Here is a 13,276-nt window from a genome sequence, read left to right on the forward strand (position 1 = left end):
ATTCGCACCATGGGTGGGACGACGATAACCCAACACCGGATATATCTGCTCTGCCAGCAGTAAATGGCAAATGGGAGCCGTAAAATAACCCGCATCAAGACCGACACCAACCGGATTAAAGCCAAACCGCTCTAACTGGCGTTTTAATCAGGCCATGTAAGGCTGGGAATCATGATATTTCCAGCTGTGACATAGGTATCGGTAATTAAATTATGTTTGCCATCAACCGTTCGGTGATCTAAGTAGAAAAATCCTTTAGGCTTGCCTTCCCAATGCATAAAGCCACTGTCCAGATCTGTTGTACTGAGTTTAACCTCCTTGTATTTCTCTACCGTCGATGGCTTTAAAGCTTTTTTCCGTTTAATTCTCTTTCTGCGTTGATGGCTTGATTAAGCGCATCAATATAATGACTGGGCTCAACAATACGCTGCTCATTACGTGCTTTGCCTTTATTGGCATTTGCTTTCAGGTGAGTACTGTCCGTATATAAAACCCGACCACTTATCAACCCTTTGGCAATGGCCTGCTCAACAATATTATCAAAAATCTGTTGATAGATTTCACTGTCATTAAACCGAGGGCGACGATTTTGGTTGAGTGTTGAGGCGTCAATCACTTTTTCGGTTAATCCCATTCCAGAAACCAGCGGTAAGCTAAATTGACCTGAATTTCCTGAACCAGACGACGTTAACTGGGGATACCGAAAAGATACCCCAATAACATGATTTTAAACAGTCTGACCGGATCTTCTGCTGGACGACCATTATTAGGGCAATAAAGTGGTGCTACCGCTTCTCGAATAAATTCAAAATCAATGACTTTAGCTATTTTACGAACAAGATGATTTTGAGGGACAAGCGCATCTAGCGAGATTTGCTCTATTTTTTCTGGTGTCGCTGGAGTTGGTTTTTTTAGCATAGAAGAATTCCTCTTATAATGGACTCCTCTCTATTAGATCAAAGAACTCGCCAAAAAGCGAGCTCTTTGTCATCAATCTGAAACCACTTTTAAAAAGTGGTTTTTGTTAACAAAGTGCAATTTTAATCATTTTTAATAACAATTGCTTTTTTGATATAAATAGGCTCAACTGGCACATTTTGATGTGGTCCCACGCGTTTAGTTGGGATACTAACAATTTTATCAACTATATCCATCCCTTTAGTTACTTTACCAAATACAGCATAACCATATTGTTCTGGAGATTTGTAATTAAGGAAATCATTGTTTACTATGTTGATAAAAAATTGACTGGTTGCGCTGTTTATTTCACTTGTTCTTGCCATTGCAATGGTGCCACGATCATTTTTTAAACCATTGTCTGCTTCATTTTTAATTGGTGGGTTATTCTCTTTAAATTTTAGTTGATCATCAGCGCCACCACCTTGAATCATAAATCCAGGAATTACACGGTGGAAAGTTAAATTTTCATAAAAACCACTATTAACATAATCAAGAAAGTTTTTAGTGGTAATTGGCGCATGTTCGCTGTCTAGTTCAATCTCAATATCGCCCATACTGGTTTGTAATAAGACTTGAGGAGTAGCTGAGGCGACAGTTGAAAAAATTGTTAGCAGTAATGTTAAAATTAATAGTTTGATTTTTCTCATATAATAAAACCTCTTTCCATTTGAATTGGCTGATTATACCGAATATTAAGCTAATTTAAATAACAATTATGCAAAATCGGATAATTTTTTGTGCTGTATATCGTATAACGATTTAATTATATTTAATTAAAAAATTGATTGGTCTATTTTATTGATGTTAACCTGATTTTAAACATTAATAAGATAAGGAGTTATAAAAAATGTTTTTTATAACTCCCTTTTTTATACTAACCGTTTTTATACTGAAACATAGTGTAACCTGAAACTTTTTTACAAAAAAACTGTTAAATTTTATGCGATGTATTTTGTGTGATATGCCTTTATTTCTATCTCATCATGGCATTTGTAGCCAATGTGTTCAAAATATACCTAAATTTAATAAAGTCTGCCATCAATGCTGTTTACCACATTCTTTATCGACTGATATATGTTATCGGTGTCGTGCAAAGAAACCTTATTGGGATGAACTTATTGCTGTTTCTGAGTATGTTAATCCTTTAAAAAAATTGATTCATCATCTAAAGTTCTACAACAAAATTGAATTGAGTACTGCATTGGCAAGATTGATGTTTTTGGCTTGGTATCAACGGCGAGAAATTGATGCGTTAATTAAGCCCGATTTGGTCACTTGTGTGCCATTGCATCATTTTCGTTATTGGTCTCGTGGTTTTAATCAAGCTGAGTTATTGGCAAAACCTATTGCAAGATGGTTAGATTGTGAATTTTATCCTTATTTACTATCTCGAACGTCAAATGTACAAGATCAAAAAAAACTATCTCTTACAGAGCGAATCGCTAATGTTGAAAAGCTTTTTATATGCCATCAAAATCTTTCACATAAATCGGTAATGCTTATTGATGATATCGTTACAACAGGTAATACGATTAATGCAATTAGTCAGCAACTAAAAAATTGTGGAGCAACGAGTGTTTATGTTGTTTGTTTATGCCGTACAGTATTGTAAAATCCTAAACAACCCCTATAATAACCAAGAAAGTTAGTCAACTATTATTAATATATTATAAATGATGTTAGGTTTGTTTATTACCTAATTACATTAAAGTGAGGGGTTATGTCTATTATCACTATTTCTGAATCAGCTCAACAGCACTTTAAAAAATTACTTGCTAATCAATCAGATGGAACACAAATTCGAGTATTTGTTATTAACCCTGGTACTCCAAGTGCGGAATGCGGTGTTTCGTATTGCCCTGCTGATACTATAGAAGATAGCGATATAGAAGAACAGTATGCTGATTTTTCAGTTTATATTGATGAAATTAGTGCTCCATTTTTAGAAGAAGCCGTCATTGATTATGTGACTGATGAATTAGGTTCACAGTTAACATTAAAAGCACCAAATTCAAAAATGAAAAAAGTAGCTGATGATGCACCTCTTATTGAGCGTGTTAATTACGCAATTCAAGCGCAGGTCAATCCGCAATTAGCTAGCCATGGTGGCCATGTTAGTTTAGTGGAGTTGACCGAAGATAATTATGTTGTTTTACAATTTGGTGGGGGGTGTAATGGTTGCTCAATGGTCGATTATACTTTGAAAGAAGGTATTGAGAAGCAATTAATGGCAGAGTTTCCTGAACTCGCAGGTGTAAAAGATATTACTGAACACCAAGCTGGAGCTCATTCTTTTTGCTAATAATGGCAGAAAATAATTTTTATTTAAATCTTGCTTATTGCTAGGATTGAGTCATAATCGGATAACGTTTGCCATTTGACATTCTGATGGGGTTTTATGAATCAAGTTAGTATTATTTCAGATCTTATCGTTTGGATTGAAAAAAATTTGGAACAACCATTATCTATTGATCATGTTGCACAAAAATCAGGTTATTCAAAGTGGCATTTACAACGTATGTTTAAAGAGGTAACTGGTCAAGTTCTTGGTACTTATATTCGACATCGTCGTTTAACTTATGCTGCGCTTGCTTTACGCATGACAAGTAAGCCTATTTTAGATATTGCGATGCAATATCGTTTTGATTCTCAACAAACATTTACTCGTTCTTTTAAAAAACAATTCAATGAAACCCCAGCAAGTTACCGACGAGGCGATATTTGGGATCCTACAGGATTAACTCCTGCTATTGAGCTTAATAAAAACCGGTTTTCATTGCCTGAGCCAAAATTTGTTAATATGCCTCAAAAAACGTTTTGGGGTATCACCTTTAAAAATAATTGCAATTTGAGTCAATTATTAGATGAAGAAAATAAACTAAGATCACAATTTTTTCATAATTATATATCTCGCTGTGGCAATACATGTGAAAACTTGCCAGATAAAATTTATGCTTTTAGCCGTATATTGAAAAGCAAAGATAATGCTAATGAACAAGAGCTTTTTTATACAATTGCTTTAGATCAGAATAATAATTTAGAGCATATTGAGCAGATAGTTAATGAAGGAGGATTGTATCTTTGCTTTAGATATATTGGTTCTCCTGATGAGTTTGGCGATTTTATTTCACAAGTGCATTTAGCTGCTATGCCAGCATTAAAAGTACGTTTACGTTGCTCTAGTTGTGTAATTGAGATTCATCATAATCTTCGCGATGATTCTGTTGAATCGTTTAAGGATATTAAGCATATGGAGTGTGTTTATTGTGTGCCAGTTGTTGCTGATAGTGGAGTCAATATCCAATCAAGTTTATAGTTATAATATGATATAAAAATCTGCTATTAGATATTGACTGAATTATTTAGTTATCTGAGTTTAATAAAATCTTTTCTAACCACTTTTTAAATTCTGGAGTTGCTTCTTTTAGGCTATTAGAGCCTCTTGTTATAGTTGCAATACCAATTTTTAGTTGCTCTTTAAGTTGGCGTTGATTGATTGAACCATCAAGTAATGAATGTACGATTTTTACTCGAGTAATTAAAGCATCTCGCTCATCGGCAGTCATTAGTAATTTTAAAATATCTAGTGAATAACCATCGTTAAATGCTTGGTGTAATAATTCAACTGTTTGTTGCCATTCGTTAGTTTTCATTATAATCACCATTAATATTGTTTATTAAATTCATTTGAACTAAGAAAATTGACATCTTTTTGCCCTAAGATTACTTGATAAATATAATCATATACCAATACGTTTTTGACGTAATTACGTGTTTCAGTAAATGGTATACTCTCAATAAATGCTACTGCATCAAGTTTTCCGTTACTCTTTTTTAGCCAGCGCTTAACATTATTTGGGCCAGCATTGTAAGCGGCTGAAGATAATATACGATTTTTATCATTTTGTAGATAAGCAGTGTTTAAATAGCTAGTGCCTAACTGTATATTTGTTTGAGGATCAAACAATTGTGCAGATGAAATATAAGTTACTGAATTAACTTTTTTAGCTGTTTCTTTAGCTGTGGCTGGCATTAATTGCATTAATCCACTGGCGCCGACAGGTGATTTGACAGTAGTATCGAGTGCACTTTCTTGGCGAGAAATAGCTAAAGCATAAGATAAACCAATAGCTTTATCTTTTAATGCATTGTTATATAAATCTTTGTACATAATAGGCAAACGTTCTGTCCAGTTATCCCAGAGTTTGCCAGCAATGGTTGCTTGAATGCTAAGATCACCCCATCCTTTTTGTAAGGCATATTGAGATAATGCTAAATATTCATTCTTATTTTTTTGATTAGTTAACATATATCGCCATTCGTAGCTTGATTCTGAAAGCATTCCTAAATAACGTAATTCGTTAATTCTTTTTACATAGGGTTGATTGTCGTATTTGCTTTTTAAGGTTGATATTTCTGATTGTGTAATCTTTGGTGATTGGTTATTGATCGAATAAGGTTGATTAAGAGTTTGTGCACTTATCATGCCATAAAACCCACGTTTGGTTGTGAGTGTTTGCAAAATTTTGTTAGCTTCACTTTTTTTATTATTATTTAATAAAACTCTAGCTTGCCAATATTGCCAGTCTTCTTTTAATTGATCTTCTGGTGATAGTTGTGCTATCCAATAACCGATGTCTGTGAAGTTATAGCTATCGATTGCAAGGCGGATACGTTTTTCAACTAATGTTGTATCGTGATATTTTGCAATATAGCTATCACGCCATTTAATTTGTTCATCTGTTGCAGAATTTTTAAAGTAGCTGTTAGCTAAACTATTTTGTAATGCTACCTGTTCTGCTTTACTTAAAGTTTGCTGTTTAACTAATTTTGGTAATAATGCTACAGCTAAATTCATATCAGCTTTTACTAAGCGAGGAAATGATGATAAGACAACTTTTTTAGTGAAAGAGCTAGCTTTAATATTGTTTGAAAAATCTTCTAATTTTTTAGGATTATTAAGAACAGCTAGTAAATTGATTTTTGTTGTTTTGTAGTTGTCATCAAGTAAATTAGCTAGGTGTTTGGCTAATTTTAAATTATTTGCATCAATAGCAAGTTCGATACGTAATAGTATTAAATTAGCTGTCCGTCTACCTGCTTGAGCCCAAGCGTCAAGTAATGGATCGCATGCAGAAGGAAGTTCTTTGCCTGTCATCCAAAGAGATTCAACAGAGCTAAAAGCAACCTCCTTATTTCCTTGTTGTAGTAATGCATATTGATAACGACAATTAGAAAGTGTGGAGTTATCTTTTGGGAACGAAACGATTGAATTCCAATCTTGACGATTGCTTAATTCGCTTAAATAAGATTGTGTTAATGAAGCTGTTAGCGGAAAATCATTATATTGATTAATAAAATCGCTTACCATTTGTGGTGAAACGATTTTAATATTACTCTGAAAAAACTGTACAGCAGCATAAGGATATAATGGATAATCTTTTATGGTAGAGAGTAATGTTCGCTGTTCTTCAAAGTTAAGTGATTGATAGGAGTTAAGCCATTTTTGATAATTTTCTCGACCTTTTTGAGAACTATCTGCATAAATGTTACCTGTGAACAATAGGTTAATTATCAAAAAATAACGTAATACTAATTTCATCCTTTAGCTCCTATGTTAATTTAGTTTATTAGATTAGCATATTAAGCTATGATTCGTCGATAATGAACTGCGGTTTAATTCCTACTAAAACACTCAACTAAATACTTGACTAAACCGAAAGGATATATACAATATGCATACTTACATATAAAGGAATGCTCAATGAAACTGACATCAAAAGGGCGATACGCGGTGACGGCAATGCTTGATGTTGCTTTACATGCAGATTCAGGACCGGTATCACTAGCTGATATTTCAGAACGTCAAGAAATTTCACTTTCTTATCTTGAACAATTGTTTGCTCGGTTACGAAAAAATGGTTTGGTGCGCAGTGTTAGAGGCCCAGGTGGCGGTTATATACTGAGTCGTTCTATGGATCAAATTGCTATTAGTTCAATTGTTAAAGCTGTCGATGAAACAGTGCATGCGACAAAATGCCACGGGCAAGATGGATGTCAAGGTGGTGTTAGATGTTTAACCCATACACTGTGGAATGATTTAAGTGAACGAATTGAGGACTTTTTAACTAGCATTACATTGAGTGAATTGGTCAATAATAAAGAAGTTAAAGCTGTTGCTAGCCGACAAAGTAATATACAACACCTTCAAATTAATTAATAAAAATAGAATACAGAATTTTTCATTGGGAGTAATTAATGAAACTACCTATTTATATGGATTATGCAGCGACAACGCCTGTAGATCCTAGAGTTGCTGAAAAAATGATGCAGTATTTAACGCCAGACGGTATATTTGGTAATCCAGCATCTCGTTCCCATAAATTTGGCTGGCAAGCTGAAGAAGCCGTTGATATTGCCCGTAATCAAATTGCCGATCTTATTGGTGCTGATTCACGCGAAATTGTCTTTACGTCAGGGGCAACTGAAGCTGATAATTTAGCAATTAAAGGTGCCGCTCATTTTAATCAAGCCAAAGGTAAGCACATTATTACTTGTAAAACTGAGCACAAGGCTGTGCTTGATACTTGTCGCCAACTAGAGCGAGAAGGTTATGAAGTAACTTATTTAACGCCAGAATCCGATGGGATCCTTGATCTTGATAAACTTGCAACGGCTATGCGTAGTGATACAACCGTTGTATCAATTATGCATGTTAACAATGAAACGGGTGTAATACAAGACATCGAAAAAATTGGTGAGATGTGCCGTGAAAGAGGCATTGTTTTTCATGTTGATGCAACCCAGTCTGTTGGTAAATTACCAATTGATGTAGCTAACTTAAAAGTTGATTTAATATCATTTTCTGGTCATAAGATTTATGGACCAAAAGGTATTGGTGGGCTTTATGTAAGGCGTAAACCGCGTGTTCGTATTGAAGCTCAAATGCATGGAGGTGGTCATGAACGAGGTATGCGCTCTGGTACTTTACCTGTGCATCAAATTGTGGGTATGGGGGAAGCGTATCATATAGCTAAACAAGAGATGGCTACTGAAATGCCTCGTTTATTATCCTTAAAAAATCGTTTATGGGATGGTTTAAAAGACATTGAAGAGGTTTATTTAAATGGCTCTTTAGAACACAGTGTGCCAAATATCTTAAATGTGAGTTTTGCTTACATTGAAGGTGAATCGTTGATGATGGCTTTAAAAGATTTAGCTGTTTCATCTGGTTCTGCATGCACATCAGCGAGTTTAGAGCCGTCTTATGTATTACGAGCATTAGGGCTTAATGATGAGCTCGCTCATAGTTCAATTCGATTTTCTATTGGTCGTTTTACCACAGAAGAAGAAATTGATTATGTCATTAAATTAATCAGAGAATCTATTGGGAAATTAAGGGATTTATCGCCTCTTTGGGAAATGTTTAAAGATGGCGTTGATTTAACAAAGATTAAATGGTCAGCACATTAAAATTGGGAGTAAATTATGGCATATAGTGAAAAAGTCGTTGATCATTATGAAAACCCACGTAATGTTGGTTCGTTTGATCAAAATGATCCTAATGTTGGTAGTGGTATGGTTGGCGCACCAGCGTGTGGTGATGTGATGCGTCTACAAATCAAAGTGAATGACAACGGTATTATTGAAGATGCTAAGTTTAAAACTTATGGTTGTGGTAGTGCAATTGCATCAAGTTCTTTGGTTACAGAATGGATAAAAGGTAAATCATTAGACGAAGCAGAAGCTATCAAAAATACGGATATTGCTAAAGAACTTGCTTTACCTCCGGTTAAAATTCACTGTTCAATTTTAGCGGAAGATGCAATTAAAGCTGCTATTGATGACTATAAAACCAAAAAAGGACAACGTTAATGGCAATCACATTGACTAATAGCGCAGCTGATCGTATTCAAGCCTTTTTGGCTAATCGCGGAAAGGGGGTTGGGTTACGATTAGGTGTTAAAACATCGGGTTGTTCTGGTATGGCTTATGTTTTAGAGTTTGCCGATGTGATTAATGATGATGATAGTGTCTTTGAAGATAAACATGTCAAAGTTATCGTGGATAAAAAAAGCTTAGTTTATATTGATGGAACTGAACTTGATTTTGTTAAAGAAGGATTAAATGAAGGTTTCAAGTTTAATAATCCTAATACGAAGCACGAATGTGGTTGTGGCGAAAGCTTTAATGTGTAATCGGACACAATAATTATGGTTAATTACTTCGAGCTATTTAGTTTGCCAGTTCAATTGCCGGTGGATATCGCTCAACTAACAACTCATTATCAGCAATTGCAAAAGCAATATCACCCAGATAATTTTGCTGTTGTAAACGATATTGAGAAAGTGGCAATTGTTCAAAAGTCAGCAATCATTAATGATGGTTATCATACGTTAAAAAATCCAATTAAAGCCGCTGAGTATTTTTTATCTCTACAAGGTTTTGACGTAGCAACTGAACAAAGTATTATTCATGATACTAATTTTTTAATGGAGCAATTTGTTTTACGTGAAAGACTTGATGATATCGAACGTAAAGATAATTTTGAATTATTAGATGATTTTTATGCTGAGATTGTTGCTCGTCAAAAGATAGTCTATAACGAATTATTACAATTTATTACTAATCAAGATTGGTCAAAAGCACTTAATCAGATCTATAAAATTCGCTATCTTGCCAGATTGATTGAACAAATCGAAAAGTTACAAGAAAAGCAATTTGATTTATAATTTAAGATAAGTAACGTATCGATAGAGATAGATTAAATGGCATTATTACAGATCAGCGAACCAGGACAAACTCCACTACCACATCAGCGCCGCCTTGCTGCGGGAATTGATCTTGGTACAACTAATTCATTAGTAGCAACGGTACGAAGTGGACAAGCAGAGGTATTGCCTGATTTAGAAGGTAATTCGCTATTGCCATCCGTTGTGCATTATGGCATCGATCATGATGATAACTTTGTTATCACGATTGGAAAAAATGCCAAAGATAATGCTGTGAATGATCCGCAAAATACAGTTAGCTCTATTAAGCGATTAATGGGGCGAAGTTTATCTGATATAGATTTATCACAATTTCCTTATACTTTTTCACAAACTGAAAATGGTGTTCCTTTATTAAATTTACCTAATGAACAAGTTAATCCAATACAAGTTTCATCAGAAATTTTGACAGCGTTAGCTGAGCGAGCAAAAGAGAGCTTACAAGGTGAAATTGATGGTGTGGTTATTACTGTGCCAGCTTATTTTGATGATGCACAGCGGCAAGCAACAAAAGATGCTGCCAAATTAGCTGGTTTGCATGTATTGCGCCTACTTAATGAACCTACAGCCGCTGCGATTGCGTACGGTTTAGATTCAGGGAAGGAAGGTATAATCGCTGTTTATGATTTAGGTGGTGGTACTTTTGATATTTCTATTTTACGCTTAAATAAAGGTGTTTTTGAGGTTCTAGCCACTAGTGGTGACTCAGCTCTTGGTGGTGATGATTTTGATCGGCTACTTGCTGACTATATAAAAGAGAAATTAGGATTATCTAATAATATAGATCCTTATATTAATCAAAAAATCAGTAGCCAAGCTACCGAAATAAAGATTTTATTAAGTGAGCAAGATTTAGCTGTATTTTCTCTGGATAATCAATCTTTGACTATTACTCGCCAGCAATTTCAACAATTAATTGAGCCATTGCTTAAACGCACTTTAGCTGTTTGTCGCCGTGCATTAAAAGATGCTGAGATTAATGTGGATGAAGTAGTTGAAGTTGTTATGGTTGGCGGCTCTACTCGTGTGCCATTAGTGCGAGAATTAGTAGGGAATTATTTTAAAACTACTCCCTTGATATCTATCGATCCTGATAAAGTAGTTGCTATTGGTGCAGCTATTCAGGCCGATATTTTGGTTGGCAATAAACCCGATTCAGATATGTTATTGCTTGATGTGATTCCATTGTCGTTAGGCATTGAGATCATGGGTGAATTGGTCGAAAAAATTATTCCACGTAATAGTACAATTCCGTGTGCAAGAGCTCAAGAGTTTACAACTTTTAAAGATGGTCAAACTGCGATGATGGTTCATGTTTTACAAGGAGAACGTGAAAGTGTTGCTGATTGTCGATCTTTGGCTCGTTTTACTCTGCAAGGTATTCCAGCAATGCCTGCTGGTGGTGCGCACATTAGGGTGACTTTTCAAGTTGATGCTGATGGTTTATTAAGTGTAACAGCAATGGAAAAATCAACGGGTATTGAAGCTGCTATCCAAGTAAAACCTTCATATGGACTGACTGATAATGAAATTGCCGATATGATTCAAGATTCAATCAGTTACGCACAGCAAGATAAACAGATTCGAATACTTGCTGAACAAAAAGTTGAGGCAGCTAGAGTGCTTGAAAGCTTGCAAAGTGCTTTAGATAAAGATGCTGACTTATTAGATGAAAGTGAACTAAACCATATTTTAATTGCTAAGCATCAATTACAAGCTGTAAGTGAGTCAAATGACAGTTATGCAATTGAAAAACAAATTAAAATTGTTGATAAAGTAACACAAAATTTTGCAGCTAAGCGGATGGATAGGTCAATTCGACATGCGTTAACTGGCCATAACGTTGATGATATTTAACTAACGAGATTATTATGCCAAAAATTACTTTTTTACCGAATGCGGAGCTTTGTCCAGATGGAAAAACTGTCGATGCCCAAGAAGGCGAATCCATTTTAGAAGTGGCATTGCGCAATGATATTGAAATCGAGCATGCTTGTGAAATGTCATGTGCTTGTTCAACATGCCACTGTATTGTGCGTAAGGGATTTGATTCGCTTGAAGCAAGCAATGAACAAGAAGATGATATGTTAGATAAAGCCTGGGGAGTTGAACCGCATAGTCGTTTAAGCTGTCAAGCTCATGTCACGAATGAAGATTTAGAGGTCGAAATCCCAAGATATAGCCTTAATCATGCTAAAGAAGATCATTAGTAAGTTATCATAATGATTATCCATTATGGGTTAATATAAAAATAATATTAAATCTGGTTATTTGATTGAAATTTGGTAATTGTAAATTAATAACCAGAAAAAGCTTCTCATCTTTAAACCCAAATATCTGTATTTATTTCTTGCCGTTAGTTAACTAACAGAGTATAATCGCCCTACTTTGTTTATTGCCTTTATGTAAACAAATGAGAAAAAGATATAATTGTTATGAAAAATAGCTAATTATATCAACAATACTCCCGATTTGGGGGTTACGAAAAAGAACGGATTACACTCTCCTGTCAATCGAAACAGGGTAAGAGGAGTAGTCTTTTGTTATAACTTTTAAATAATGGAGCTCTGGTCTCATGTCGAACCAAAGAATCCGTATCCGGTTAAAAGCGTTTGATCATCGTTTGATTGATCAATCAACTGCTGAAATTGTAGAAACTGCGAAGCGCACAGGTGCGCAAGTTCGTGGTCCTATTCCATTACCGACACGCAAAGAGCGTTTCACTGTATTGATTTCCCCACACGTTAATAAAGATGCGCGTGATCAGTACGAGATTCGCACTCATAAACGTCTAGTTGATATTGTTGAGCCAACTGAAAAAACAGTTGATGCTTTAATGCGTCTAGACCTTGCTGCCGGTGTTGATGTGCAGATCAGTTTAGGTTAGTCCTAAGCTGAATGATTGAGAGGTCGAAACAATGATTGGTTTAATCGGTCGTAAAGTAGGAATGACGCGTATCTTCACTGAAGATGGTGTTTCTATTCCTGTCACCGTAGTTGAAGTTCAAAGCAACCGCATTACTCAAGTTAAAACACTTGAGAATGATGGTTATCAAGCTATTCAGGTTACTACTGGCAGCAAAAAAGCAAGCCGTGTAAACAAACCTGAAGCAGGTCATTTCGCTAAGGCTGGCGTTGAAGCTGGTCGTGGTCTATGGGAATTCCGTTTTGAAGAAGGTGAATTTTCTGTAGGTCAAAGTATTAACGTTGATATCTTCGCTGACGTTAAGAAAGTTGATGTTACTGGGACATCTAAAGGTAAAGGTTTTGCTGGCGTTACTAAACGTTGGAATTTCCGTACTCAAGATGCTACTCATGGTAACTCTTTGGCACACCGTGGTCATGGTTCTATTGGTCAAAACCAAACTCCAGGTAAAGTGTTTAAAGGTCGTAAAATGGCAGGTCACCTAGGTAATGAACGTGTAACTGTTCAAAACTTAGATATTGTACGTGTTGATGCTGAACGTAATCTTTTATTAATTAAGGGTGCAGTTCCTGGCGCAATCAATAGTGACGTAATTGTTAAACCGGCAATCAAGGCTTAA

General features: G+C 35.3%; 15 protein-coding genes and 1 pseudogene. 12 read left to right on the top strand and 4 right to left on the bottom strand.

The annotated features are described in order from the left end of the window. Positions 1 to 918 (bottom strand): annotated as a pseudogene (locus A9G37_RS13115) (IS1182 family transposase); the annotation flags it as partial. Between the two features lie 122 nt (positions 919 to 1,040). Beyond that, the gene (locus tag A9G37_RS00015) at positions 1,041 to 1,607 is read right to left on the bottom strand and encodes a peptidylprolyl isomerase (protein ID WP_065574247.1); all 567 of its coding nucleotides are present in this window, start codon (positions 1,605 to 1,607) and stop codon (positions 1,041 to 1,043) included. Between the two features lie 314 nt (positions 1,608 to 1,921). Between A9G37_RS00015 and A9G37_RS00020 the strand changes: the two genes are divergently transcribed. The 3 genes from A9G37_RS00020 (at position 1,922) to robA (ending at position 4,276) form a co-directional block, all read left to right on the top strand. Next, a complete protein-coding gene (locus A9G37_RS00020) occupies positions 1,922 to 2,572 on the top strand; it encodes a phosphoribosyltransferase family protein (protein ID WP_176701829.1) in 651 nt (216 codons plus the stop codon). A 114-nt stretch (positions 2,573 to 2,686) separates the two neighbouring features. Then, positions 2,687 to 3,262 (top strand): Fe-S biogenesis protein NfuA, encoded by a 576-nt coding sequence (nfuA, locus tag A9G37_RS00025; RefSeq protein ID WP_034911203.1) that lies wholly within the window; start codon positions 2,687 to 2,689, stop codon positions 3,260 to 3,262. Positions 3,263 to 3,358: 96 nt separating this feature from the next. Then, positions 3,359 to 4,276 (top strand): MDR efflux pump AcrAB transcriptional activator RobA, encoded by a 918-nt coding sequence (robA, locus tag A9G37_RS00030; RefSeq protein WP_034911185.1) that lies wholly within the window; start codon positions 3,359 to 3,361, stop codon positions 4,274 to 4,276. A gap of 46 nt (positions 4,277 to 4,322) precedes the next feature. Here robA and trpR read toward each other — a convergent pair whose 3' ends face one another. Both trpR and sltY read right to left on the bottom strand, forming a co-directional pair. After that, the gene (gene trpR, locus A9G37_RS00035) at positions 4,323 to 4,613 is read right to left on the bottom strand and encodes a trp operon repressor (RefSeq protein WP_202961545.1); all 291 of its coding nucleotides are present in this window, start codon (positions 4,611 to 4,613) and stop codon (positions 4,323 to 4,325) included. Positions 4,614 to 4,624: 11 nt separating this feature from the next. Continuing rightward, positions 4,625 to 6,562, bottom strand: coding sequence for a murein transglycosylase (gene sltY / locus A9G37_RS00040; RefSeq protein WP_034911180.1), 1,938 nt, complete (start codon positions 6,560 to 6,562; stop codon positions 4,625 to 4,627). A gap of 162 nt (positions 6,563 to 6,724) precedes the next feature. Here sltY and iscR point away from each other — a divergent pair, with 162 nt between their 5' ends. The 9 genes from iscR (at position 6,725) to rplC (ending at position 13,276) form a co-directional block, all read left to right on the top strand. Then, on the top strand, positions 6,725 to 7,180 hold the full coding sequence (gene iscR / locus A9G37_RS00045; protein WP_034911177.1) for a Fe-S cluster assembly transcriptional regulator IscR: 456 nt from the start codon (positions 6,725 to 6,727) through the stop codon (positions 7,178 to 7,180). Positions 7,181 to 7,218: 38 nt separating this feature from the next. Beyond that, positions 7,219 to 8,433, top strand: coding sequence for an IscS subfamily cysteine desulfurase (locus tag A9G37_RS00050; protein ID WP_034911175.1), 1,215 nt, complete (start codon positions 7,219 to 7,221; stop codon positions 8,431 to 8,433). 15 nt (positions 8,434 to 8,448) lie between these two features. Further along, the gene (gene iscU / locus A9G37_RS00055; protein ID WP_034911174.1) at positions 8,449 to 8,835 is read left to right on the top strand and encodes a Fe-S cluster assembly scaffold IscU; all 387 of its coding nucleotides are present in this window, start codon (positions 8,449 to 8,451) and stop codon (positions 8,833 to 8,835) included. Continuing rightward, positions 8,835 to 9,158 carry an iron-sulfur cluster assembly protein IscA gene (gene iscA / locus A9G37_RS00060; protein WP_034911171.1) on the top strand — a complete coding sequence of 108 codons (324 nt, stop codon included), beginning with the start codon at positions 8,835 to 8,837 and terminating at the stop codon, positions 9,156 to 9,158. The genes iscU and iscA overlap by 1 nt, the downstream gene beginning before the upstream one ends. Before the next feature lie 15 nt (positions 9,159 to 9,173). Then, positions 9,174 to 9,692 carry a Fe-S protein assembly co-chaperone HscB gene (gene hscB, locus A9G37_RS00065; RefSeq protein ID WP_065574249.1) on the top strand — a complete coding sequence of 173 codons (519 nt, stop codon included), beginning with the start codon at positions 9,174 to 9,176 and terminating at the stop codon, positions 9,690 to 9,692. Between the two features lie 36 nt (positions 9,693 to 9,728). Next, a complete protein-coding gene (gene hscA / locus A9G37_RS00070) occupies positions 9,729 to 11,588 on the top strand; it encodes a Fe-S protein assembly chaperone HscA (RefSeq protein ID WP_065574250.1) in 1,860 nt (619 codons plus the stop codon). A 14-nt stretch (positions 11,589 to 11,602) separates the two neighbouring features. After that, positions 11,603 to 11,941, top strand: coding sequence for an ISC system 2Fe-2S type ferredoxin (fdx, locus tag A9G37_RS00075; RefSeq protein WP_034911164.1), 339 nt, complete (start codon positions 11,603 to 11,605; stop codon positions 11,939 to 11,941). A gap of 365 nt (positions 11,942 to 12,306) precedes the next feature. Then, positions 12,307 to 12,618 (top strand): 30S ribosomal protein S10, encoded by a 312-nt coding sequence (gene rpsJ / locus A9G37_RS00080; protein ID WP_006120582.1) that lies wholly within the window; start codon positions 12,307 to 12,309, stop codon positions 12,616 to 12,618. Positions 12,619 to 12,649: 31 nt separating this feature from the next. Beyond that, entirely contained in the window at positions 12,650 to 13,276 is a 627-nt protein-coding gene (rplC, locus tag A9G37_RS00085; RefSeq protein ID WP_034911162.1) for a 50S ribosomal protein L3, read from the top strand.

The organism is Gilliamella sp. GillExp13, from assembly GCF_001690815.1.
Classification (GTDB): Bacteria; Pseudomonadota; Gammaproteobacteria; order Enterobacterales; family Orbaceae; genus Gilliamella; species Gilliamella bombi.

Bases quoted from the DNA above. Each gene is read 5' to 3' on its own strand.
- A9G37_RS00015 (WP_065574247.1), bottom strand. From the start codon at position 1,607: ATGAGAAAAATCAAACTATTAATTTTAACATTACTGCTAACAATTTTT.
- A9G37_RS00020 (WP_176701829.1), top strand. From the start codon at position 1,922: ATGCCTTTATTTCTATCTCATCATGGCATTTGTAGCCAATGTGTTCAA.
- robA (WP_034911185.1), top strand. From the start codon at position 3,359: ATGAATCAAGTTAGTATTATTTCAGATCTTATCGTTTGGATTGAAAAA.
- trpR (WP_202961545.1), bottom strand. From the start codon at position 4,613: ATGAAAACTAACGAATGGCAACAAACAGTTGAATTATTACACCAAGCA.
- sltY (WP_034911180.1), bottom strand. From the start codon at position 6,562: ATGAAATTAGTATTACGTTATTTTTTGATAATTAACCTATTGTTCACA.
- iscR (WP_034911177.1), top strand. From the start codon at position 6,725: ATGAAACTGACATCAAAAGGGCGATACGCGGTGACGGCAATGCTTGAT.
- A9G37_RS00050 (WP_034911175.1), top strand. From the start codon at position 7,219: ATGAAACTACCTATTTATATGGATTATGCAGCGACAACGCCTGTAGAT.
- iscU (WP_034911174.1), top strand. From the start codon at position 8,449: ATGGCATATAGTGAAAAAGTCGTTGATCATTATGAAAACCCACGTAAT.
- iscA (WP_034911171.1), top strand. From the start codon at position 8,835: ATGGCAATCACATTGACTAATAGCGCAGCTGATCGTATTCAAGCCTTT.
- hscB (WP_065574249.1), top strand. From the start codon at position 9,174: ATGGTTAATTACTTCGAGCTATTTAGTTTGCCAGTTCAATTGCCGGTG.
- hscA (WP_065574250.1), top strand. From the start codon at position 9,729: ATGGCATTATTACAGATCAGCGAACCAGGACAAACTCCACTACCACAT.
- fdx (WP_034911164.1), top strand. From the start codon at position 11,603: ATGCCAAAAATTACTTTTTTACCGAATGCGGAGCTTTGTCCAGATGGA.
- rpsJ (WP_006120582.1), top strand. From the start codon at position 12,307: ATGTCGAACCAAAGAATCCGTATCCGGTTAAAAGCGTTTGATCATCGT.
- rplC (WP_034911162.1), top strand. From the start codon at position 12,650: ATGATTGGTTTAATCGGTCGTAAAGTAGGAATGACGCGTATCTTCACT.